The organism is Epilithonimonas bovis DSM 19482, from assembly GCF_900108115.1.
Taxonomy (GTDB): Bacteria; Bacteroidota; Bacteroidia; order Flavobacteriales; family Weeksellaceae; genus Epilithonimonas; species Epilithonimonas bovis.
In genome coordinates, this window is record NZ_FTPU01000032.1 from 11,927 (window position 1) to 34,177 (window position 22,251).

Below are 22,251 nucleotides of genomic sequence, written 5' to 3' on the forward strand. Positions count from 1 at the left end.
AAAGCCGGAAGAATTTTCTTCCGGCTTTTTTAATAGTATATTTTTAGAAATTCATCTGGAAACCAAACTGAATACCAAATTTTCTGATCTCTGTATTGGTTGTATTGTGGTTCAGATAATTACCCCGCCAGTTGAAGTCGATCCGGAGAAGCCGGAAATTTCCCCAACCAATATTTTCAATCCCAAAACCATATTCGTAATAGGGTTTGTCCGGAGCGCTTAATCTGATACTGCCGGCATTCATATCAATCGTTTCCTGCTTAAGGCTGCCTATTCCGGAGCGGAAAAAAGCCACTTCCCGTAACTTTAATTTTTTGATAAGAGGGATTTGTGACAAAATTTTCCCGTTAAAGTGATGTTCCAGAAACATAACGGCATAGGAATCTGCTGTAAATTCGTAGTAATTCATCAGCGAAAATACACCGCGCTGTAAACCATACGACTGGTTGGCGGGCAGTACATTCTGTAAGGCCAGCGGCAGCGCATCAAAGTTTTTGCCCACTTCTACATTGGCAAAAAGCCTTCCCCAGTTGCCCAATATAACCGGCTGGTAATAATAGAACTGCAGTTTGTTATAATTAAAGTCAGAATCAAAAACACCGGCAACCCCTTTTGTATATTTTAGGATAAAAGTGGGGTTGTTGGCAAGCGCAGTCAACTCATAGCGGTCTACACCATAAGTAGAAAACTTGATACCCGGCCTGGCAATCAGTGTGGCAGTAATCCTGGTATCATTCAGGTCAGTTCGCAGCAGGCCCTGCCTGTAATAATTGAGATTAAACTGATTGGTATCGGCGGACTTGATATTCTGTTGTGTAGCATCCAGCTTAATCTGGAAATTCTTCCACGGCTCTATACTTGTGAAGACATTAAACTGGTTAACAGAACTCATAGAAGTAGTTTCTCCACTGTTGAGGACTGATGAAGAAGCAAAAGAGCGCGTCATAATACCTTCGTCTGTAGTCAGTTGCACGCCCAGCTGCAGGACATCCTTTCTGGTACCGGCCCCAATGGTAAAACGGTTGGTTTTGTTGAACATGTATTTGGCTTCTGCACCATATTTCCATTTTTGATCTTTGAAACCATAAGCCGTGTAGCCCTGTATGCGCCACATGTCATTCTTGCTGAAGTAGGTTCTTGCTCCTGCCCGCAATCTGAACCCTTCGATATCATTATAGCCCACTGTCTGAAAGATATTACCGATATCAATGCCGCTGTGCCCTGCAGGGATATATCCTGAATTAAAAATCTCAATGATTTTTATAATCCTTTTATATTTTGGATTGTCCTCCAGCTCATCATACATTTTGTAGATATTCTGTTCACTTTCGGAGAGGGCTTCAGTTCTGTTGGCCTGCCAAAAACGCTCGTCTTTATCTATAATATTATCCTCGGGGATCACAATCTTGTTGAGGAAACTGTCATCCAGCCCCAGATCAAATTTGTATTCAGAATAGTCGGCTGTACGTTTGGCAATAACATTCTTGGCGCCGTCTTTATCATTAAGTGTCAGCGCAAGTGTTGTTTCGTTTCTGATAGGGATAAAGGTTGAGTCATCGGGATTGTCAAACTCCAGGTCAGTCGCAATGTTTTTTACAAAATTAATATTGATGTTTTTGTTGGTCTGCATCTCCACCTTCATCACATTGTATTTGTCTTTGGAGATATAAAGCCGGCCTTTGAGAGCGAGTGCATCGGGGTTTTTGGGAGTGAAGCGGATTTCGTAACTCGGTACGGTGTTGATCTCTATGGTATCAGTAATATTGTAGTCAAAAACGGCAAAACCTTCTTTAGAAACAGGGCTTGTAAAACCAATATTAAGATAATTAATTGTATTATCATAGATATTGATATCCTTGTACATGTTCTGGATTGTCCTGGCAACAATCTGATTGTTCTTGAGCCCCGAGTTTCTGATGGCGATCAGGTCTCTGCGTTCTTTTTTAGGATCATTTTTACCGTAGATCTGAGAAATACTCTCTGTTATAAAAAGCGGAAGGACAGAACGCCCTGCAATTTGCGAAGTATCATTGTATTTGAAAATAATAGAATCAAGGCCTCTGAAAATTCTCTTTTTTGTAAAGGCACTGTCTATATTATCCAGTCGGAAATCTATCTTCTCATAGGATTTGTACTGATAATCTTTATGCAACAGAAGCCCATTGGACTTCTTTTTTTTCCATACCTCCTGCATAATGGCGTACGCAGGGTTTTCTTTTTTGTTCTTATATTTCTTGACAGCTTTGATGGTCACATTTTCAATTTCATTTTCCTGATCTGCCTGTGAAAAGGCAAGGCCGGAAATCAAAATCAAAAAAAAAGAAAACGTAAATTTTTTACCACACATTGATTCTACAGACATTACAACTTATTAAACTTTTATTTTGATATAATATTATTTCCGAAGCAGAATTATTTACCTTTTTCAAAAAAAATGACATTTACAGGGCTGCACACGGGGATAGAATGGTTGGTTTTACTCAATAACCCAGTTTCCTGATCTCTGGTGAATATATTGATCCTGTTGGTATCCTGATTGGCAATCAGTACCAGTCTGTCATTAGGGCTAATGGCAAAATTACGCGGGTTTCTTCCGGTCGTTTTGATCTGTTGTATTTTTTTGACACGTCCGTCTTTCAGGATCTCAAAAGCTGTAATGTCATCTGCATCATCGCGGTTGGTTACATAGAGGAATTTTTCGTTAGCAGAAAGATGGATATCCGCAGCACGAAAGTTAAAGCGCACTTTTCGGGAAAGCAGCGTTTCCTCCTGCAAAAGCTTAAGCTTGCCGTTTTCAAAACTTAAGACAGAAAGATCACCGCTCAATTCCTGAACCAGGTAAGCTAACTTTCCATCTTTTGAAAATGCCAGATGGCGCGGGCCGGAACCCTTCTTGGTATCTAATTCCGAAACTTTCTCCAGAACCGGGCTGCCATCTTTATGATAGCGGAAGACGTACAGTTTATCCAATCCAAGATCTGTTGCAATCACATATTGCTGATCGGGTGAAAACTGCACCTGATGGATATGGGATTTTTCCTGTCTTTTGCTGTTGAAACCTGTACCTTCAAACTTGATATTTTGCACGATATCGGAGAGTTTGCCATCCGGGTTATATTTAAAAACGTTGATACTGCCACCGGAGTAATTGGCGACAATGATGTAATTATCATCAGAAATCAGAAAACACGGATCCTCGCCCTGTGTTTTTTTCTCGTCTTTTTTTATCAGATTCCCGCTTTTTTCATCAATGGCAAAGGATGTAATGGCACTTTGATCACCATTCTCATTCACAGAAAATAAATGCCGCTTATCCGGGCTAAGGCTTATAAAACTTGGGTTGACAATATTGTCTGTATGGTAGCTGAGATGGTACCGATAGCTTGCCTCATCAAAATTATAAATATAAATGCCGCCACTGCTGCATTGTTCGCTGTTGGTATAGGTTCCTACAATAATTTGTTGTTGAGCGGACAGTTGACTTGCCATAGAGAAGCTTAAGAATATGAGAGAATATAAATTTTTCATCCCTTGGGAATTGTGGTTTTATGCAATTAAAACCACAATATTAGGATAATAAAAATTAAGCCAAAAAGTTTTTTATGCCTATTAATTAAAAACTTAATCATAAAATTATTACGTTTTGCATAATACCAGTCAGGATTTTCCTCGTCAAATTAAGGTTTAAAAAAAATAACGGTGCTGTTTTTTAGTTAAAAGGACTTTACCTGTTTCTTGGCATCTCATATCTTTCATAAATCTTATATTTGCTAAAATACTCAGTTTTATGGATGTGCTGCTTGTGGAAGATGATAGCAGAATCAGTGATTTTTTGTTAAAAGGCCTGGAAGAAGCTGGCTACACCATTAGCCTGGCAAAAAGTGGGGAAGAGGCAAGATCCTTGCTTGCCGATTTTACTTTTGATATCATCCTGATGGATATTATGTTACCCGGGATTGACGGTGCCCAGCTTACCCAACTGATACGTTACAGGAATAATTCTACGCCAATACTGGTTATCAGTGCTCTGAATAGTGTGGATGATAAGGTGAAACTGCTGGATATGGGTGCGGATGATTATTTGCCCAAACCTTTCCATTTCGGGGAATTGCTATCCAGGATTCGGGCTTTGATACGCAGAAGTGGCGGCCTAATCCGCCAGGATGATGATCAACTGAGTTTTGGCAGCATAACGGTTGACACCAGCCTATACCAGGTACAGCAAAACGGAAAAGATATTGTGCTTTCGCCGACTGAGTACAAATTGCTGGTTTACCTCCTCAAGAATAAGAACAAAGTGCTGAGCCGTTCCCAGATCCTCAGTTCCGTCTGGGGAATCAATTTTGACAGCAATACCAATGTGGTGGATGTATACATCTCTTACCTGCGGAATAAGCTGGATGAGTCGGGGGATCAAGTGATTCACACCATCAAGGGCGTGGGTTACTTAATAAAAGATTAGATGACCTTACGCAACCGTTTTACGCTCATATCAAGCCTTACATTCGGGGTTTTCTCGGTGGTCACTTCGCTGATCATCTTCTATACCTTTTACGACAGCAGCCGGAATTTTTATTTTAATGCACTGCAGAATGTGGCTCTTACATCCGCCATTTATTACCTGGAAAAAGATGAACTTCCCACAACCCGCCATGCGCATATCAAAGCAGAATACCGCAATGTGATTCAGAATACCAATGTTGCTGTCTACAATCAGGATAACCAGGTTGCTTTTGGTAAAAACCTGAAGGATCGTAATATTCATACGCAACAGCTCAACACGGTCAGGAAAAATAAGCGGACACAGTTTATGTCCAAAGACTATTTCTATTACGGCATCTATTACAAAGATAATCAGGGGAACTTCGTGGTATTTGTCCGAAGCTCGAATGCGGCGTTCCAATCCCAGATTTTCCAGCTGTCGGTAATTATTTTATCTGTTTTATTAATTGGTTTTGTCGGGATTTACCTGCTGAGCCGGTATCTTTCGGGTATTGTCTACAAACCGGTATCGGAGGTGGCCAATAGAATAAACCTGGCAGATTATAATGATATATCAAAAGCCATCACTTCTACCAATACCAACGATGAGATTAATGATCTGATTAATGCTTACAACAAGCTCCTTGGCAGAATCTCGGAAAGCGTTATGGTGCAGCAGAATTTTATCAATTATGTATCGCACGAGTTCAAAACACCTTTGGCTGCAATATCCGGAAATCTGGAAGTATTTGCACAGAAAGACCGAAGCCCGGAGGAATACAAAAAAGTGACGGGCGACGTACTGAATCATGTTTTTGAGATCGAGAGGATCCTGAATAACCTTTTGTTGATGTCCGGTTTAAAGAAACTTGAGGAATCGCATCAGCTATTTCGTTTGAATGAGTTGATCTTTAAAATTTGCCATAGTTTTGAAGGGCCGGGCAAAGCAATCCCCGCATTTGATATTCGTATTTTAATTGACGATCACCAAAAATTGGAATTCTGTGGCAATGAGACCCTGTTGCATCTGGCGATCTACAATATTATTGAAAATGCCGTCAAATATTCGGAAGGAAAAGAGGAGGTAACCATTACGATTTTGGAAGAGGGCAGCCAGCTTTGCCTCACAGTCAGCGACCATGGCAAAGGCATTCCCGTGCAAGATCTTCCTAAAATTACAGGCACATTTTACCGTGCTGCCAATGTTGGCGATACCAAAGGCAGCGGCATTGGGCTTTCACTTTCTAAGGCCATATTTGATCATCATCATATCACTATGTCTGTCCAGTCCCGGGAAGACTTTGGTACCACTGTGGCACTCCGTTTTCCATAATCATGCAGGTTCTAATCAAACTCTAATCCAACTCTTAACCGCTTTTAATCCAGTTCAAAAACCGCTCTAATACGACGGGAATATATTTGTGATCTCAAATACAGATCGTGAAAAGATTGGTTATAACCCTTATATTTTTTGTTAAAGCGGCCTATAGTTTTGCCCAGACTTCGGACACTATTGTACTATCAAGAGATGAGGCAGAAGTTATTTTTCTTAAGAATAATATAGATATCATTACGCAGAAACTGCAGATTTCACAGGCAGAGGCACGTGAAGTTCAGGCTAAATATTGGCCTAATCCGAAGCTAAGCATCAGCGAAGTTAATTTGTGGCGGACTTATGGGATCGAAGAACTTCCCCCGCTGGTCGGTAACTGGGGAAAAAGCAGCCAGATCTCCGCGGAGATCGAACAGGTCATTCAGACGGCGGGCAAGAGGCGAAAAACCATAGAGCTCCAAAAGATAGAAGTGCAAAGGGCAAAGTTTGAACTACAGGAAGTTTTGCGGGAGCTCAAAAAATCTTTAAGAAATACCGTCACTGAGATCCTCTACAATCAGGAACAGCAGAAGGTTTACCGGAGCCAGATTTCTTCTATCGAGAAATTAACAAAATCCTATAACAATCAGTTAAACCTCGGTAATATCAGCAAAGCGGAGTATGTCCGCCTGAAAGCACAGGAAGTTGAATTCAAAAAAAAACTGATTTCATTACAACAGGAGATCGAAGATCAGCAACTGGAAATTAAGGCATTATTGATATTGCCTTCATCATCCTATATTGTTATATCAGGTTCATTGATGCTGCCTGAAAAACAACTTTCCGAACTGGAAGCACCACAATGGATAGAAAAAGCGAAAGAAAACCGCCCGGATATCCTGATCCTAAAGAATACAGAGAAATACGCTGCCAAAAACCTCGACATTCAGAATGCCATGAAGATTCCTGATGTCGCGGTTTCTTTAGGCTATGACAGGGGCGGGAATATTATGAAGGATTTTATAGGGCTGGGTGTCTCTTTTGACCTTCCTGTCTTTGACCGTAACAAAGGGAACATTCAGGCAGCTAAGCTTGAGCTGGAGAAAAGCCAGCTGGAGACCCACAAAAACCTACTGAAATCTGAAAACGAAGTTATGTCTGTTTTTAGAAATTATATACGCACACAGGAGGTTTCAGCAGAGATGGACCATCACTATGAATCTACCCTGGACAGCTTACTGGTGAGCCATGAGAAAAACTTCAGGCTAAGAAATATCAGCATGCTGGAGTACCTGGATTTTCTGGATACCTATATCAGAAATAAGATGATTATCCTGGATACCAAAAAAGAACTTAACCATTATTACGAAAACCTGCAGTACGTTGTAGGACAGGATTTATAAATAATTACCAATGATAGTAACAAACAAAACCAGATATACCGTTGTCTTGTGCCTGTTTGCTTTGGCCATCCTTACAGGCTGCAAAAAAGAACAGGAGCACAAAGAGGAGCAAAAAAGCTACTGCATCAGCAGGGAACTTAAAAAAGAAATGATACTGGTAAAAGCAGAGATGCGTCCTGTAGAAGAAAGTATTACGCTGACCGGTGAGGTAGAAAGCAATTCTGATAAAACGGTACCATTTGTCAGCCTTGTAGACGGGGTAGTGACCGATACCTATTTCTCGCTGGGCGACTATGTGAGAAAAGGGCAAACCTTAGCAAGTGTGAAGAGTACAGCAGTTAATGAGTTGCAGGGCGATACGCAAACCTTACAAGCTCAGCTGGCCGTTGCGAAAAGAAAACTGTCTTCTGTAGAAGCAATGTATAAAGATGACATTGCTTCTCAAAAAGATTTACAGGAAGCCAAATCAGAAGTGGCCATCCTGCAGTCCAATATTTCCAGAACGCAGAAAAATATGCAGGTATATTCCGCCGGAGGTAATACCATTCAGCTTAAGGCACCTGCGGACGGCTATGTTATTGCCAAAAATATTGCCAAAGGCATGCCTGTAACATCAGGAGGAGATCAGCTGTTTACCATTGCCAACCTGGATAAGGTGTGGGTAATGGCCAATGTTTATGCGACCAACATGAGAAACGTTTACGTTGGTCAGCCGGCTGTTGTTAAAACCCTGGCATATCCGGACGAGAGCTTTTCGGGTAAGATCAATATGATTTCGCAGGTTTTTAACGAAAACGAAAGAGTCCTGAAGGCCAAGATTATCATGGATAATAACGGAATGAAGCTGAGGCCCGGTATGTCGGCAGATGTTGTATTGCCTGTTAATCCACAAAACAGAAACGCACTGGCCATTCCGCCAAAAGCCCTGATTTTTGACAATAACCAGAGTTACGTTCTGGTATATAAGGACGACTGCAATCTTAGCATCAGACCAGTCACAGAAATAGCTTCCAACAGCCGTTACAGCTATGTGGAACTGCCAAAAGGCCAAAAAATGACATGGGCCGGGGAGTTTGAGAGCAAGGAGCGGGCGGCCAGTCAGCTGTCAATGGTTGTGCCTGTTTCCCTGATCCTTATTCTGATGCTGCTTTATTTCAATTTTGGCAATATAAAAGATACCCTGATATCTTCAGTTACACTGGCATTTGCCTTTGTTGGCGGATTTATCTCCCTTTGGCTTACAGGGACTATTTTTGGGATCTCCGCAGGGATTGGTTTTATAATTCTTTTTGGAGTCGCCACCATAGACGGGATTGTCCTAATTGGCGTGATGAAGGAAAACCTCAGGAATAAGTTATCCCTGACTGAAGCCATCCGGCGTGGGGTAGAGAGCCGTATAAGGCCGGTGGTGATGATTGCCCTGATGGGTTCTATGGGCCTTTTACCTGCTGCGCTGTCCGGCGGTATGGGCTCCGAAATCCAAAAGCCTCTGGCTATTATGATTGTTGGCGGCCTTATTATATGCATGTTGCTGTCATTTACCGTATTGCCTGTTATCTTTTATTATGCCTACCGGAAAAGCAGCAGAGGCGGTCATCACGGATAAATCGGATTCATCAGATAAGTATCATGATTGTAGTTCATAATCCTTGTTTTTCTGATGAATCAATTTGATGGCTGTTCTTGGGGATATTGCATCAGTTGTTCTGATTTTCACCCATTTTTAGTTCACGTTCGATATCATCAATTTGTGGCAGGGGTGTATGATAACTTTCGCGGATATAGTTATCAATGCTTTTATCTGTGGCGGTACTGAGTTTTCTGATGAAAAGCTGGTGGTCATTTTTCAGGGCATTAATAAAAGTACCGGCATCCTGCTTTGCATCTGCAACGGCTCTTTTATCATCATTCACAATAATATCATGGAAATCGGTATTCATGAGAACAGTCTGAAAAAATGAATCCCCCGGTAAAAAGGTGTTGATGTAAAATTCCTCAAACTTCATCACTTTATCATTACTGCAGAGAAAAGCACAGGTCTCGCGGGTAAAAATGACCCACTTACCACCAATATAGGGCGTGACACCCTTCATGAATTTTCTTTTATAAATCAAAGACGAGATGTGGTAGGCCAGTTCCGTAAAATGGTTCTGTATCCTTCTTAAGGTATCGGGCCTGTAAAACTTCTGGTCGTAATAAAAGAGGTAATTTTTGAGCCTGTTTTCGGTAAGGAAGCGTCGGATGATCGGTTGGGATTTCAGAGGATAATCCTCACCGCTGAGATTGATGAAGAAGTCCCAGTCGGGGCTTACGTTGAGCAGGAATTCCATGGCATTCAGCTGTGCGGTAATGATACTGAATCCGCCTGAATTGATATTGATGCTTTCCAGGACATAAGCATTGGGATACGCAATCAGGAACTGCTGGATATCCTCCCGAAAGGCGGCTTTTACCTTTCTGTCGATATGGATGAGGTAAAACTGATCCCTTGTATAAATCTTATCAAACAGTTTTTTGAACCGTTCCGGATGATGATGAATCAGGATGAAGTAAGCAATTTTTATTAACGGAGCCGAAGGGGCCGGGTCGTTTTTTGTCTGGGTTTTGGGGGAGGAGGTCTGCATTTTTTCAGGGTTATAATTATCCGCTTTTTGCAAACAATCTCATTTTAGGTGAGAAAGATACGGATATGTTTTTGAAAATCAATAAATTAATATAGTGTGTATCCCGATTGTTTGTTGTACTTTTGCATCATCAATTAATAACAGGCCTCTGCCTTCGCTTTCTCTTACGGTTTAGAATATCTATTTTTCCCTTACAGTTTTTGCATTATCAGCCGCCACATTTTTTAACATTAGATCTTTTACAGATGACTATATATGTTGGCTGCCTTTATACAGAAATCCTATAGTCAGCTATTTAGCTAAAGCCTTTGGATAAAGGCAAAACCGTCATAATGCATTTTAAAAGTTTAAACTTAATCGTTCCTATCATCCGCGCAGTCACCGAGGCCGGCTATTCCAAGCCTACAGGGATACAGGCGCAGGGCATACCGCCTATCCTGGAAGGTAAAGATGTGATAGGTTATGCGCCAACGGGGACAGGCAAAACAGCTGCTTTTGCACTGCCGATCCTGCAGATGATGAAGAAAAAGAGCCAGGAGCATAAAGACATCAGAGCCCTCATTATAACAGCAACAAGGGAACATGCCCTGCAGATGGAAGCGGACTTGCAACGTTACAGTAAGTACCTTCCTTTATCGCAGCTTTCTATAATTGACGGGATATCAGAAGGCAGCCAGATTTCTGCGCTCAGAAATAGGGTAGAGGTCCTGATTGCAACACCGGAAAGGCTTTTGGAGATGTACGGCAGAGGACATATCAACCTTTCCCGGATAGAAGTTGTTGTTTTTGACGACGCAGACAGACTGCTGGAAACGGGGCTTGGCCATAAGATAAAAGATATCCTGAAACTGACGCCGCAGAAAAAGCAAATCCTAGTTTTTTCAGCAACAAAGCCGCCTGCGGTCAGCAGATGGGCAGACAGTATTCTTAATAATCCCATGGAAATTACAGTAGGCGCTGTATCTACGGCTGATGAAATTGTAAAGCAGCCCGCACGCGCCGTGAAAAAGAATAACAGGCCGGATTACCTGTCAGTTTATCAGGAGCCCAAAGCGGCCTATGGGGCAGCTATTTTCCCTTTGGGGACACCATAATCATAAAAGTAATGGACTATAGTTCATTCAAAATAATATAATAACAATTTTTAATAACAATTACAATGCAACAAGGCACAGTAAAATTTTACAATGAAGCAAAAGGCTTCGGATTTATTTCTCCTGAAAACGGAGGCAGTGACATCTTTGTACACTCTTCAGGTTTAAAAAGCAGAAACATTCGTGAAAACGATAAAGTAGTTTTTGAAGTGGAACAAGGTCAAAAAGGATTAAACGCGGTTAACGTAACCATCGCTCAATAATTTCTATATAAGACAATGATCAACAGATGGTTTAACCATCTGTTGGAAAGCCCCGCAAGGGGCTTTTTTGATTGATGCCGATTGACAGCTGTTTTAATTCTCGCAAGATCCTTAGTTTGCGGATTCCAAATTATGAATCTGACCAATCACTGATAAGAATTATTTTATCAATAAACTTCGACCTCTATGTAATATGGAAATTAAGCTCATTTTTAACATGTAATATCCGGTATTTGATTTTAAATATTAAAGACGAAGGTTCTTTTTGAATACAATAACGGACCCGGCATCCCTGGTTTTATAGTTTTCCACTGAGGCTGGCCAACCCTTCCGTTACTGTTCTTTCTTCCCTTATTTTTGATGAAAGCTCCGGCAGCCTGCGAAGAAGCTTTATGGTTCTGGACCTGAATTTCCAGTCCAAAGGCTGGTCTAAAAAATAATAAGCCTTTCCGTCAGCCATCCTTATTTCTATGAGGCTGAAGGCGTTTTTGTCATTAATTCCTTCCCCTACCGATAACGGGGTGATCTCCCTGATGCGGTCTAAAGTAAACACCTGCCCATTAATCCAAAGTGTGTTGTTTACAAGAGAGACGCTGGCCAGCCGGATGTTTTTTTTGAGCCGACGGTAATCCAAAAGGGACAGCACCGAAAAGAACAGCGTGCCCAATATAAGGGTAATGGTAAACAGAGCTACATTTTTCTCCGGTCCCAAGAGGAACAGTGCTCCTATAATCAGGATCACAGCCAAGAGAATAATACCATACCTGAAAACAAACAACTTAAGATACGTTGTGCTTAATTTTTTAACGGTGTCCATCCATTATCATATTTTAGAGACCAATCAGCCGGCTACCCTGCAGGCAGCATGCCAGCTGGCAGAAGCAGCCCGCTTACCGTCAGTCATAGTTTTTTATCCAGTCATTCAGATGATTTTCTTCCAGGATTTTGTCTACATATTTACCCCTGCTGCTGGTTTTCCTCTGGTAGGGCGCAAACAAAGCCGTTACCTTATTAAACGCTTCATTGAGTTTAATAAGCTCCTCTTTAGCAGTTTCGTTTAAAAGCCGGTTTTCATATTGCTTATTAAAGGCCACAATTTTCTTAACCGCAATCTCCTTTTCCACAATGTCTTTTTCGTCGGCGTTTATTGTGCATATGCCATAGACCCCGTTGCAGTAATGTTGCCATTCCTTCTCAAAGGTTTCGTTCAATAACTGATCATCAATGCCTGCATCGCTGTCAAACAGGTTATTATAAGCCAACATTTTATCCGGGTGCTGTTGCAGATGGCTGATGAAATTTTGTTTAAAGATATCCTTTATTATTTCAGGTGTGCCATCAGAGCGCTTATACTGCTCCAGCTTTTGGACGTGGCTTTTCGCAAAATACCTTTCATCTTTTACCGTCACAGACTCATCCAACAGCGGAGAGCTTATGGTTTCCGTTGTCTGGATGGCATAAGAATAATTGGGGATGACCTTTTTGTCGATTAATTCCAGGATTTCAATTGCCGAAAAACCAGTTTTTTCCGCCAATTCATTTAATTCAATATAATGTTCCCTGATGTACTGCTGATCTGTTTTCATGAGCTGTTTATCCTTATTGATTGCCAAAGACATCGGAGGAAGAACCTACATAATGCAATATATCCACGTTGTGCGTGCCGTCAAGCCCGCTGGCATCCCTTAATTGCTGAAATTCTTTAAAAGAAGGAACGTTCAGGATTTGTGTCTGGATCTCTTCGTCCCTGTAGGCGGAGTAGTGCACAAACGTGACACCGTCATCTTTTGTGTATACCGTATAACGGAATCCCGAAGGGTCAAGTTGTTTGAAATCACTGAGAAACTGATCAATATTCTTCCTGTTCTCTTCTGCAAATTCCGGTTTTACCTTGTATGTTACTATTACGCTGATCATTTTTGATATTTGTTTTTTGGTTTAAAATTTTACAATATATTTTGTCATTGCCCTTAATAAGCAACTAAATTATCTTTCCAGGCTGTTAATGGCTTGTCTGCCAGGTTTATATCAATTTCTATTACAAGCAATCGTTGAACAGGGACGCGGAACCCCTAAGCAACACCTCCTGCTATTGTCCACTGTTGCTTTACATTACCGTGTACGACCCAAATCTGCAAAAAAGACCGCCATCACCAGCCATCATTGTTTCATCTATTATTGCAAAGCTATTTTATACAGCTTTGTAAAACAATGAACATTTGTTAATTAAACACAAACTGAATTATCAAGCAACTGTATCCATACGGGCGCAAAAAACAGGATGGCAGCCGGCTATTGTAAACAGATGTTTAAAATTGGCATTATTGTTTTATTTTAATGGCGCTATTTCTATCTTTGCAACTTGATCAGGAAGAGGTGTTTACCGCGTATTGGCATTATGCCGGCATGGTGGCCCAGGCCGTTGATAACCATCTCTTTCCATTAGCAGTACAATGTTTTATCAATGACTCAGAAATCAACAGACCATACACTTCCCAAGCCGGCTTTCAGGCAATGGTTACCGGTCATCTGCATGGCTTTTGCCACATTTATCTTCAATACCACTGAGTTTATCCCTATTGGCCTGCTAAGCAGCATTGCCGGAAATTTTAATATGACCGAGACGGGAGCCGGTATTATGATCACTGTTTATGCATGGGCTGTGGCGCTGCTCTCTTTGCCTCTGATGCTGATCTTTGCCCGGACGGAGAGCAAAAAACTGCTGGGGCTGGTCTTCTGTGTCTTTGTTGCCAGCAATGCGCTGTCTTACTTCTCCAATTCTTTTTATATGCTCATGGCTTCGCGCCTGGGGGTGGCTTGTGCCCATTCGGTATTCTGGGCTATCGCACCGCCGCTGGCTGTCAGGATTGCCCCTCCGGGCAAGCAGTCTGCCGCCTTAAGCATCCTCACGGTCGGTTCGTCCCTGGCCATGATCCTCGGGTTGCCCATCGGCCGGACCATTGGCCTCTACCTGGGATGGCGGGTCACCTTCCTGTCGATCGCTGTCACCGCATTCGTTATCATGTTACTGCTGATGAAAGACCTGCCGACGATGCCCAGCAGGAATACCAAGACTACAGAAAGCCTGCCCCATATTTTCCGTAACAAGGCCCTGATGAGCGTCTACCTGCTGACGGTGCTTACCATTACCGGCCATTTCTGCGGATACAGCTATATCGAACCCTTTTTAACCTATGTCATCCATCTTTCCAAAAATGTCACCACGCTGGCCCTTTTGGTATTTGGTTTCACGGGTATACTGGGCAGCCTGCTGTTCACCCGGTTCAGCATCCGCTGGTCTGTCCCGTTTGCCTTCTGGAGCGTGGGCGGGATAATGGTCTCCCTCTTGGCCATCAAGGTGTTTTCGTTCAGCCAGACGGGCATCTTTTGTGTGATCATGGTATGGGGCGTAGCGATTTCCATTTTCAACCTGTCCTACCAGTACCGGATCATCAGCCTTTCGCCTAACAATACCGATATAGCAATGGCTATCTATTCTGCCATTTATAACATAGGGATTGGCGGTGGCGCATTCATTGGCGGGATTGTCAGCCACAAAGCCGGCGTCGGCAATATCGGCCTCATTGGCTTTGCTATTGTTGCGGTGGGCTTTATCTACGGGATGGTTTATGTGAAGCCTTTGCTTCTAAAGGCTGCCGCTAAAAAACAGGACAGCCCCAAACATTAATGCCCAACGCCAGGGATTTTTGAAGAAAGGCAAAGGAAAAGCCGTGTGTGTATCCGGATTGGTAGCGCAGGACAGCTACGGATACTGCTGAAACGGTACCTGCATAAGAGGGCTTTCCGGTTCCGTGTTTTGTCATGCAGAGTAAAAAAAATATTAATTGATAATGGTATTTTTATTAGCTTTGCTAAACCGAGCGATAAGATCCTTCTTTCTCAGAACGCCGGAACCTTCCTTTATTTGTTGAGCTGACTTAGCGCCTTTTTAATTATCCGTAATTTTTGGGCTCAATTGTTGTGCTTTTTACAATCCAATTTACTGAACTTTTTCATGAACTATCCCAGGCTTTGGTATGAATGGGCTATGGCTTTTCCATGAATAGGGTATTGACAATGGCAGGCGGTTATTTTTAAGAATACTGTAATGGGTGCAGGCTTTTCGATATACCTGTCTTTGGTCGGCACTCGAAGTGGTGGGTGCGGGGTGCGGGAAGATGGAAGATGGGAGATGGATGCTGGATGTTGGGTGATGGTGCGTTATTGTGGCTTCTCGATACACCTTTCTTTGGTTGGCACTCGAAGTGGGGGTGGGGAAGATGGAAGATGGATGCTGGAAGATGGATGTGGGAGGTTGGGATGGTACGTTATTGTGGCTTCTCGATAAGCCTTCCTGCGGTCGGCACTCGAACTGGGGGTACTGGATGATGGATGATGGGTGATGGTGCGTTATTGTGTTTTCTCGATACGCCTTCCTGTGGTCGGCACTCGAAATGGGGGAACCTTGGTTGGCTCAAGATGTCTTTTTGAGAAATCTTGTTGATTTTATAAAGGTCATCATTTAATTACAAACTGAGAAATATAATATTCTCGCTGATAAGGCTGATTTTACAGATTTTAAATTTAGGATCAGCGTAATCGGAATAATCTGCGAGAATTAAAAATAAGGAGCAATCCTTTTAATAAAGAATATTTGGTGCTGTGACAATATTTTATAACCTCTATTCATTTTATTTTCGTTTATTTTAATTCGAATATTTCCCTGGTGCTACCGTACAAAATTATGAACCACTCATCGATCATCTGGATTTAGAAGACCCGGATGATCACCATGCTTTGGCGGCCGCTATCAGAAGTTATTCAAATGTTATTTAACCAGCATTTGAATGATTTTCCAGAAGATTATTTGGTGACCTTTGGACTAACGGCTAAAACAGCAGATGACTTTTTGACGGACATCATTGATCTGAATCCAATTTATCCATTGAGCTAATTTATATAAGGATTCCCGTAAAGCAGGCATTGGTTTTTTAGCTATATTTGGGATTAAATTATTCTTATAAAATGAGTACTAAAGTAAGTCAAAAAGACATCAACAATACTGTATGGAAAGCTTGTGACACCTTTCGTGGTACAATCGATCCTTCTCAATATAAAGATTACATACTCACCATGTTATTTCTAAAGTATGTAACAGATGTGTACAATGAGAAAAAAGAAGAATACGCCAAAAAATATGAAGGCAACGAAGAGCGTGTAAAAAGAGCATTGGAGCGAGAGCGTTTTATAGTTCCTGAAGAATCAAGCTTTTATTTTTTATATGAAAACCGTAACAATCCAAAGATTGGGGAAATGATCAATCATGCTTTAGCGGAATTGGAGGAAGCAAACAGAGAAAAATTAGGCGGTCACGATGGATCTAATATTTTTAGAAATATTGATTTTAACAGTTCTAATTTGGGAGATGCAAAAGGTAAAATAACCAGATTACGTAATTTGTTGAACGATTTTTATTCTTTAAACCTTTCTTCTTCTCATTTAGAGAATAACGATGTCATTGGAGGAGCATACGAATTTTTGATAGCTAATTTTGCATCTGATTCGGGGAAAAAAGCAGGAGAGTTCTTTACTCCGGCAGAAGTTTCTACTTTACTGGCTAAGTTGACCAAATCTAAACCGGGATCACGTATTTATGATCCTACTTGTGGTTCAGGCTCTCTTTTGATCAAAGCAGGACGTCAAGTGGGTGATAATAACTTTTCGCTGTATGGGCAAGAAGCTAATGGTAGTACTTGGGCATTGGCTGTAATGAATATGTATCTGCATGGCTATGATAGTGCTGTTATACGTTGGGGAGATACTTTACGAAATCCGAAGCATAAGGAAGGTGAAGCATTAATGTTGTTTGATACGGTAGTAGCAAACCCACCTTTTTCATTGGATAAATGGGGAGCAGATGATTTAGCAGGCGACCAATATAACCGTTTCTGGAGAGGTTTGCCACCAAAATCTAAAGGAGATTGGGCTTTTATTTCACACATGATAGAATCATTGAATAATACTGGTAAAGCGGGTGTTGTAGTACCGCACGGTGTATTGTTCAGAGGAGCTGCTGAAGGAAAAATCCGAACTAAAACGATTGACGAAGATTTGATTGAAGCAGTGATAGGTTTGCCTTCTAATTTGTTTTTCGGCACAAGTATTCCGGCTGCTATACTTATTTTCAACAAGCAGAAGGTAAATAAAGAGAAAGTATTATTTATAGATGCCAGCAAAGATTTTGTCCCGGGAAAAAATCAAAATTCCTTAAGGGAGAAACACATTCAGCATATTACTGATATTTTCACGCAATTTCATGACCAGACAATGGAAACAGGAATTGTTGAAGAAAGATTCGCTTATATAGCCGGATTTGAAGAGATAAAGGAGAATGATTTTAACCTCAATATTCCTCGTTATGTGGATACTTTTGAGCCCGAACCCGAAATCGACATTCAGGCAGTGATTCAGGAAATCAAATCTTTGGAAGCGAAACGAGATGAGTTGGATAAGGAGATTAATATATACTTGAAAGAATTGGGAATTGATTTTTAGCTATGAATGATAAATTATGAGTTATGAATGAAGGTCAAAATCTAATTATCTACAAAACTCAGGACGGTAAGGTTTCTATTGCTTTATATGCAAAGGATGGTTCTGTTTGGATGAACCAAAACCAATTGGCAGAACTTTTTGGCACCTCGGTGCCAAATATTAGCATGCATATATCTAATATATTGAATGAAAATGAGTTAGAGTCAAATTCAGTTATTAAGAATTACTTAAGTACTGCTTCAGATGGTAAAAATTATGATGTTACTTTTTACAGTCTGGATATGATTTTGGCTATCGGTTTTCGGGTAAGAAGTAAGCGAGGCACGCAGTTTCGTCAATGGGCAAACCGCAATCTGAAAGAATATATGATTAAGGGGTTTGTGATGGATGACGAACGTCTGAAAAATCCTGACGGAAGACCTGATTATTTTGATGAATTACTGGCTCGCATTCGGGATATTCGAGCTTCGGAAAAACGTTTTTATCAAAAAGTCCGTGATTTATTTGCATTGAGCAGTGATTATGATAAAACTGACAAAGCCACTCAAATGTTTTTTGCCGAAACACAGAATAAATTGCTGTATGCCATTACAGAAAAAACAGCGGCAGAAATCATTGTCAGCCGTGCCAATGCTAATGAACCCAATATGGCTTTACAAAGTTGGAAAGGTACAATTGTAAGAAAACAAGATATTTTTATTGCTAAAAATTACTTGATCGAAGATGAAATTGACAGTCTGAATCGATTTGTAGTTGTATTTTTAGAAACTGCAGAATTAAGAGCTAAAAACAGACAAGATATAACGATGGATTTTTGGCGGGAAAATATAGATAGAATTATAGCATTCAATGACAAAAAACTATTGCCTAATAAAGGAAGCATGAGCAATGCTCAAATGGAAAAAATGATAGAAAAAGTCTATCTGGAATTTGATAGTAAACGCAAAAAACAGGAAGCTGAACAAGCTGATGCAGAAGATTTACAGGAATTGAAAACTTTGGAAGAGGAGGTAAAAAGTAGAAAAAAATAGATCCTTAATGTAAAAACTTTAGGATAGTAATTGAGGATTCTTTATCTTGGTCTCTTTGATTAAGATGAAAAAAATAACTAATGTTCCCCCTTTGAGATTTCCTGGGTTTGAAGGAGAGTGGGAAGTGAAAAAGTTGGGGGATTTATTGGAGTTTAAGAACGGAATTAATGCTTCAAAAGAACAATATGGTAAAGGAATTAAGTTTATAAATGTCTTAGATATTCTAAACAATAATTTCATTACTTATGATAACATTATTGGAAGAGTTGATGTTGATACCAACATAGCTAATAAATATTCGGTGCAATATGGAGATATTCTTTTTCAAAGAAGCTCAGAGACAAGAGAAGAAGTAGGAACAGCTAACGTTTACCTTGATAAAGAAAAATCTGCAACATTTGGAGGGTTTGTTATAAGAGGCAAAAAAATTGGAGATTATAACCCGATATTCTTCAATAAACTTCTAAAGACAAAATCGGCAAGAGAAAGTATTACATCTAAATCTGGGGGAAGTACACGATACAATGTAGGACAAGAAATACTGACTTCTGTATCTCTATGTTTTCCCAGCCTTTCTGAACAAAAGAAAATATCAGATTTCTTATCACTTGTTGACGAAAGAATCTCAACCCAAAACAAAATAATTGAACAATTAGAAACCTTAATTAAAGGACTTTATCAAAAAATATTTAAACTCAATCGATTTCAGTTTTCTATTCTTCCTTTAAAATCACTCTGCACTATAAAAAAAGGAGAGCAAATAAATGCCTCCAAATTATCTGAAACAGGGATTTATTATGTAATGAATGGCGGAATATTACCATCTGGTTACCATTCTGAATACAATTCAGATGCAGAAATTATTTCTATAAGTGAAGGTGGCAATTCTTGTGGATATGTTCAATATAACTATACAAAATTTTGGAGCGGAGGACATTGTTACACACTAAAAAATATCGATAAAATCATTAAAAACAAATATCTATATTATTACTTGAAAGCCAATGAAAATAAAATTATGGCACTTCGTGTAGGTTCTGGGTTACCCAATATTCAAAAATCTACTTTAGAAAAATTTGAAGTGAAAATTCCTAATCTTTATGAACAAGAGAAAGTTGTATTGACTTTGGAAAGCTTATCAAACAAAATAACTGTAGAAAGTAAACTACTTGAACAATATGAGAAGCAGAAAAAGTATTTGTTACAGAACCTGTTTATATAAACAGGTTCTGTAACAAATATTGTTTTTGAGAATGGTATTTATCTACAACACCAAGCAACCCAAAACAAAATAATTGAGGAGCTGAAGTTATTAAAGAATACGCTTAGTAAGAAAATATTCTCTGCTCAATTGAGCTTTAAAAATGAAAATGGGTATGTTTTCCCAAGGTGGGAATCAAAAGAAGTAGGTGAAATTTTTAAAATAACAAGAGGAAATGTCTTAGCTATGAATCTATTGTCAAATGAAAGGAATAAAGAAAAATCTTTTCCTGTTTATTCTTCACAAACAAAAAACAAAGGACTGGCAGGTTATCATAGTGATTTTTTATTTGAGAATGCTATTACTTGGACAACCGATGGTGCTAATGCAGGTGATGTAAACTATCGTAGTGGAAAATTCTATTGTACAAATGTTTGCGGAGTTTTATTAAGTAAAGATGGTTATGCAAATGTCTGTATTTCTGAATTAATAAACTCTGTATCAAAAAAATATGTTTCTTATGTTGGAAATCCCAAATTAATGAATGGAATTATGGCTAAAATAAAAATTCCATTTCCATCTTTGGAGGAACAACATAAAATAGCTGACTTTTTATTATCTATCGATGCGAAAATTGAAATTGAAACCAGTATTTTACAGCAATTAGAGAAACAAAAGACATATTTTTTAGCCAATTTGTTTATATAAATAAATTGGCTAAAAGATATTGTTTCTGTTTAATCAATAGCATATGAATTTCAAACTCAGTTTTTACTTTATCATCAATACTTGATAAAAAATCTGCAACATATATTTGTTGAATATAATTTGGCAATTGTATTTCCATAGGTTCAATTTCGGAAATGTAATGGCGTTTGTGTTCATTTGACGATAGATTTAAAAATGACAGATATTCAAATATAAATTTTAGATTCACATTTGGTTTAGCTGTCAAAATTTTAATTGCTGATGATTTTACTTTGAATAGAAAATCCACAAACTTTACATCCATTGTAAAATCATCGAAAATAATACATTGCCCCTTATCATACATACCATATTCTTCATCGGTATATCCCAATACAAAAACTTTATTCGCGGTTAGAACTGGAATCAAGGAAATATCAGATGAATAATCTGTATTTGTCACCAAATATTTAGTTGGCTGTTCATAGTTTAGAGTATCCTTAACTTGAACCAATTCATTTTCCTCATTAAGAATTTGTTCATATAGCCGATAGCGAATCGTATTCACATAGGAAATTAAATCCTTAATCATGCCGTTATCGGCAAAAATCAAGAAATATTCAGTTATAATTTATTGTATATTTGCCGATAACGGCATCTATAATCAAAAGCTATGAATTATATTTCAGTAAGTGAGTTTGCAAAAAAGTGGAATGTTCCGGAAAGAACCGTCCGGAATTATTGTGCTACAGGAAGGATTAAGGGGGCTTTCTTAACTGGTAAAACATGGAATATTCCCGATGATGCGATATTGCCTGAGAAAGGAAATAAGAAGAAATTTAGTGACAATCCATTGCTCAATCATCTCAAAGAGCAAAAAGAAATGAAGCTCAAAGGTGGTATTTATCACCGTACGCAAATCGATCTGACCTATAACTCCAACCGCATAGAAGGAAGCAAGTTAACCCATGATCAAACTCGATATATTTTTGAAACGAATACTATCGGAGCTTCCAAAGAAAGCGTTAATGTAGATGACATTATAGAAACAACCAACCACTTTCGATGTATTGATTTAATCATTGACAAAGCAAAATTTAAATTATCAGAATCATTTATAAAGGAATTACATTTTCTCCTGAAATCAGGAACGTCTGATAGTCGAAAAGACTGGTTTAATGTTGGTGAATACAAAAAACTCCCTAACGAAGTTGGTGGCAATGAAACTTGTCCACCAAAAGAGGTGACGGCAAAAATGAAAGATTTACTTTCTGGTTACCACAGCATTGAAAAGAAAACGTTTGAGGATATTATAAACTTTCACTACCAGTTTGAAATCATTCACCCTTTTCAGGACGGAAACGGTCGTGTTGGTCGGCTAATTATGTTTAAGGAATGTCTTGCTAATAATATTGTGCCCTTCATTATTGATGAAGACATTAAGCTGTTTTACTACAGAGGTTTACAGGAGTGGAATCATATCCGAGAATATTTGTTAGATACCTGTCTTACAGCTCAGGATAATTACAAAGCTATTCTTCAATATTTTGAAATAGCGTATGATTAGATTTGAGATACTATTTCCCATAGTAAAGGACT

Annotated in this window: 18 protein-coding genes and 2 pseudogenes; 13 read left to right on the forward strand and 7 right to left on the reverse strand. The window is 39.5% G+C overall.

Going from position 1 to position 22,251, the window contains the following annotated elements; genetic code table 11:
* Window positions 1-43: 43 nt before the first annotated feature.
* Window positions 44-2,362 (reverse strand): DUF5686 family protein, encoded by a 2,319-nt coding sequence (locus tag B0B05_RS12370; protein WP_143746018.1) that lies wholly within the window; start codon window positions 2,360-2,362, stop codon window positions 44-46.
* Between the two features lie 50 nt (window positions 2,363-2,412).
* Window positions 2,413-3,528 carry a lactonase family protein gene (locus B0B05_RS12375; protein WP_076783951.1) on the reverse strand — a complete coding sequence of 372 codons (1,116 nt, stop codon included), beginning with the start codon at window positions 3,526-3,528 and terminating at the stop codon, window positions 2,413-2,415.
* Window positions 3,529-3,787: 259 nt separating this feature from the next.
* Between B0B05_RS12375 and B0B05_RS12380 the strand changes: the two genes are divergently transcribed.
* From B0B05_RS12380 to B0B05_RS17135, 5 genes and pseudogenes are all read left to right on the forward strand, one after another.
* Complete coding sequence (locus B0B05_RS12380; protein ID WP_076783952.1) at window positions 3,788-4,462, forward strand: response regulator transcription factor; 675 nt, start codon at window positions 3,788-3,790, stop codon at window positions 4,460-4,462.
* Window positions 4,463-5,815 (forward strand): HAMP domain-containing sensor histidine kinase, encoded by a 1,353-nt coding sequence (locus B0B05_RS12385; RefSeq protein ID WP_076783953.1) that lies wholly within the window; start codon window positions 4,463-4,465, stop codon window positions 5,813-5,815.
* A gap of 107 nt (window positions 5,816-5,922) precedes the next feature.
* The gene (locus B0B05_RS12390) at window positions 5,923-7,197 is read left to right on the forward strand and encodes a TolC family protein (RefSeq protein ID WP_076783954.1); all 1,275 of its coding nucleotides are present in this window, start codon (window positions 5,923-5,925) and stop codon (window positions 7,195-7,197) included.
* A 169-nt stretch (window positions 7,198-7,366) separates the two neighbouring features.
* A pseudogene (locus B0B05_RS17130) lies at window positions 7,367-8,218 on the forward strand (efflux RND transporter periplasmic adaptor subunit); the annotation flags it as partial.
* Between the two features lie 9 nt (window positions 8,219-8,227).
* A pseudogene (locus B0B05_RS17135) lies at window positions 8,228-8,803 on the forward strand (efflux RND transporter permease subunit); the annotation flags it as partial.
* Between the two features lie 91 nt (window positions 8,804-8,894).
* Here the strand turns inward: B0B05_RS17135 and B0B05_RS12400 are convergent.
* Window positions 8,895-9,821 (reverse strand): beta-1,6-N-acetylglucosaminyltransferase, encoded by a 927-nt coding sequence (locus tag B0B05_RS12400; protein WP_076783956.1) that lies wholly within the window; start codon window positions 9,819-9,821, stop codon window positions 8,895-8,897.
* Window positions 9,822-10,153: 332 nt separating this feature from the next.
* On the opposite strand from B0B05_RS12400, the gene B0B05_RS12405 reads away from it, so the two are divergent.
* Window positions 10,154-10,915, forward strand: a complete 762-nt coding sequence (locus B0B05_RS12405) for a DEAD/DEAH box helicase (RefSeq protein WP_076783957.1) — start codon at window positions 10,154-10,156, stop codon at window positions 10,913-10,915.
* Window positions 10,916-10,980: 65 nt separating this feature from the next.
* The gene (locus tag B0B05_RS12410) at window positions 10,981-11,178 is read left to right on the forward strand and encodes a cold-shock protein (RefSeq protein WP_076783958.1); all 198 of its coding nucleotides are present in this window, start codon (window positions 10,981-10,983) and stop codon (window positions 11,176-11,178) included.
* 298 nt (window positions 11,179-11,476) lie between these two features.
* On the opposite strand, the gene B0B05_RS12415 is transcribed toward B0B05_RS12410, so the two are convergent.
* The 3 genes from B0B05_RS12415 to B0B05_RS12425 all read right to left on the reverse strand — a co-directional run bounded on the left by B0B05_RS12415 (window position 11,477) and on the right by B0B05_RS12425 (window position 13,095).
* The gene (locus B0B05_RS12415) at window positions 11,477-11,995 is read right to left on the reverse strand and encodes a hypothetical protein (protein WP_076783959.1); all 519 of its coding nucleotides are present in this window, start codon (window positions 11,993-11,995) and stop codon (window positions 11,477-11,479) included.
* A 79-nt stretch (window positions 11,996-12,074) separates the two neighbouring features.
* Entirely contained in the window at window positions 12,075-12,764 is a 690-nt protein-coding gene (locus tag B0B05_RS12420) for a DUF6058 family natural product biosynthesis protein (protein ID WP_143746019.1), read from the reverse strand.
* A gap of 13 nt (window positions 12,765-12,777) precedes the next feature.
* On the reverse strand, window positions 12,778-13,095 hold the full coding sequence (locus B0B05_RS12425; protein WP_076783961.1) for an antibiotic biosynthesis monooxygenase: 318 nt from the start codon (window positions 13,093-13,095) through the stop codon (window positions 12,778-12,780).
* A gap of 547 nt (window positions 13,096-13,642) precedes the next feature.
* On the opposite strand from B0B05_RS12425, the gene B0B05_RS12430 reads away from it, so the two are divergent.
* From B0B05_RS12430 to B0B05_RS12455, 5 genes are all read left to right on the forward strand, one after another.
* Window positions 13,643-14,866 (forward strand): sugar transporter, encoded by a 1,224-nt coding sequence (locus B0B05_RS12430; RefSeq protein WP_076783962.1) that lies wholly within the window; start codon window positions 13,643-13,645, stop codon window positions 14,864-14,866.
* A gap of 1,337 nt (window positions 14,867-16,203) precedes the next feature.
* The gene (locus B0B05_RS12440) at window positions 16,204-17,733 is read left to right on the forward strand and encodes a type I restriction-modification system subunit M (RefSeq protein ID WP_076783964.1); all 1,530 of its coding nucleotides are present in this window, start codon (window positions 16,204-16,206) and stop codon (window positions 17,731-17,733) included.
* A gap of 23 nt (window positions 17,734-17,756) precedes the next feature.
* On the forward strand, window positions 17,757-18,764 hold the full coding sequence (locus B0B05_RS12445) for a virulence RhuM family protein (RefSeq protein ID WP_076783965.1): 1,008 nt from the start codon (window positions 17,757-17,759) through the stop codon (window positions 18,762-18,764).
* A gap of 64 nt (window positions 18,765-18,828) precedes the next feature.
* Window positions 18,829-19,986 carry a restriction endonuclease subunit S gene (locus B0B05_RS12450; RefSeq protein WP_173786379.1) on the forward strand — a complete coding sequence of 386 codons (1,158 nt, stop codon included), beginning with the start codon at window positions 18,829-18,831 and terminating at the stop codon, window positions 19,984-19,986.
* Between the two features lie 129 nt (window positions 19,987-20,115).
* Window positions 20,116-20,673, forward strand: coding sequence for a restriction endonuclease subunit S (locus tag B0B05_RS12455; protein WP_245799325.1), 558 nt, complete (start codon window positions 20,116-20,118; stop codon window positions 20,671-20,673).
* Here B0B05_RS12455 and B0B05_RS12460 read toward each other — a convergent pair.
* The gene (locus B0B05_RS12460; protein WP_143746020.1) at window positions 20,666-21,265 is read right to left on the reverse strand and encodes a restriction endonuclease subunit S; all 600 of its coding nucleotides are present in this window, start codon (window positions 21,263-21,265) and stop codon (window positions 20,666-20,668) included. The genes B0B05_RS12455 and B0B05_RS12460 overlap by 8 nt on opposite strands.
* A 60-nt stretch (window positions 21,266-21,325) precedes the next feature.
* On the opposite strand from B0B05_RS12460, the gene B0B05_RS12465 reads away from it, so the two are divergent.
* Window positions 21,326-22,219 carry a Fic family protein gene (locus B0B05_RS12465; RefSeq protein ID WP_076783967.1) on the forward strand — a complete coding sequence of 298 codons (894 nt, stop codon included), beginning with the start codon at window positions 21,326-21,328 and terminating at the stop codon, window positions 22,217-22,219.
* Window positions 22,220-22,251 lie beyond the last annotated feature (32 nt).

What these genes read in the sequence shown, in the direction of transcription:
- B0B05_RS12465 (WP_076783967.1), top strand. Translation starts at nt 21,326, where the DNA reads ATGAATTATATTTCAGTAAGTGAGTTTGCAAAAAAGTGGAATGTTCCG.
- B0B05_RS12430 (WP_076783962.1), top strand. Translation starts at nt 13,643, where the DNA reads ATGACTCAGAAATCAACAGACCATACACTTCCCAAGCCGGCTTTCAGG.
- B0B05_RS12445 (WP_076783965.1), top strand. Translation starts at nt 17,757, where the DNA reads ATGAATGAAGGTCAAAATCTAATTATCTACAAAACTCAGGACGGTAAG.
- B0B05_RS12370 (WP_143746018.1), bottom strand. Translation starts at nt 2,362, where the DNA reads ATGTCTGTAGAATCAATGTGTGGTAAAAAATTTACGTTTTCTTTTTTT.
- B0B05_RS12410 (WP_076783958.1), top strand. Translation starts at nt 10,981, where the DNA reads ATGCAACAAGGCACAGTAAAATTTTACAATGAAGCAAAAGGCTTCGGA.
- B0B05_RS12400 (WP_076783956.1), bottom strand. Translation starts at nt 9,821, where the DNA reads ATGCAGACCTCCTCCCCCAAAACCCAGACAAAAAACGACCCGGCCCCT.
- B0B05_RS12440 (WP_076783964.1), top strand. Translation starts at nt 16,204, where the DNA reads ATGAGTACTAAAGTAAGTCAAAAAGACATCAACAATACTGTATGGAAA.
- B0B05_RS12415 (WP_076783959.1), bottom strand. Translation starts at nt 11,995, where the DNA reads ATGGACACCGTTAAAAAATTAAGCACAACGTATCTTAAGTTGTTTGTT.
- B0B05_RS12420 (WP_143746019.1), bottom strand. Translation starts at nt 12,764, where the DNA reads ATGAAAACAGATCAGCAGTACATCAGGGAACATTATATTGAATTAAAT.
- B0B05_RS12405 (WP_076783957.1), top strand. Translation starts at nt 10,154, where the DNA reads ATGCATTTTAAAAGTTTAAACTTAATCGTTCCTATCATCCGCGCAGTC.
- B0B05_RS12385 (WP_076783953.1), top strand. Translation starts at nt 4,463, where the DNA reads ATGACCTTACGCAACCGTTTTACGCTCATATCAAGCCTTACATTCGGG.
- B0B05_RS12450 (WP_173786379.1), top strand. Translation starts at nt 18,829, where the DNA reads ATGAAAAAAATAACTAATGTTCCCCCTTTGAGATTTCCTGGGTTTGAA.
- B0B05_RS12425 (WP_076783961.1), bottom strand. Translation starts at nt 13,095, where the DNA reads ATGATCAGCGTAATAGTAACATACAAGGTAAAACCGGAATTTGCAGAA.
- B0B05_RS12380 (WP_076783952.1), top strand. Translation starts at nt 3,788, where the DNA reads ATGGATGTGCTGCTTGTGGAAGATGATAGCAGAATCAGTGATTTTTTG.
- B0B05_RS12375 (WP_076783951.1), bottom strand. Translation starts at nt 3,528, where the DNA reads ATGAAAAATTTATATTCTCTCATATTCTTAAGCTTCTCTATGGCAAGT.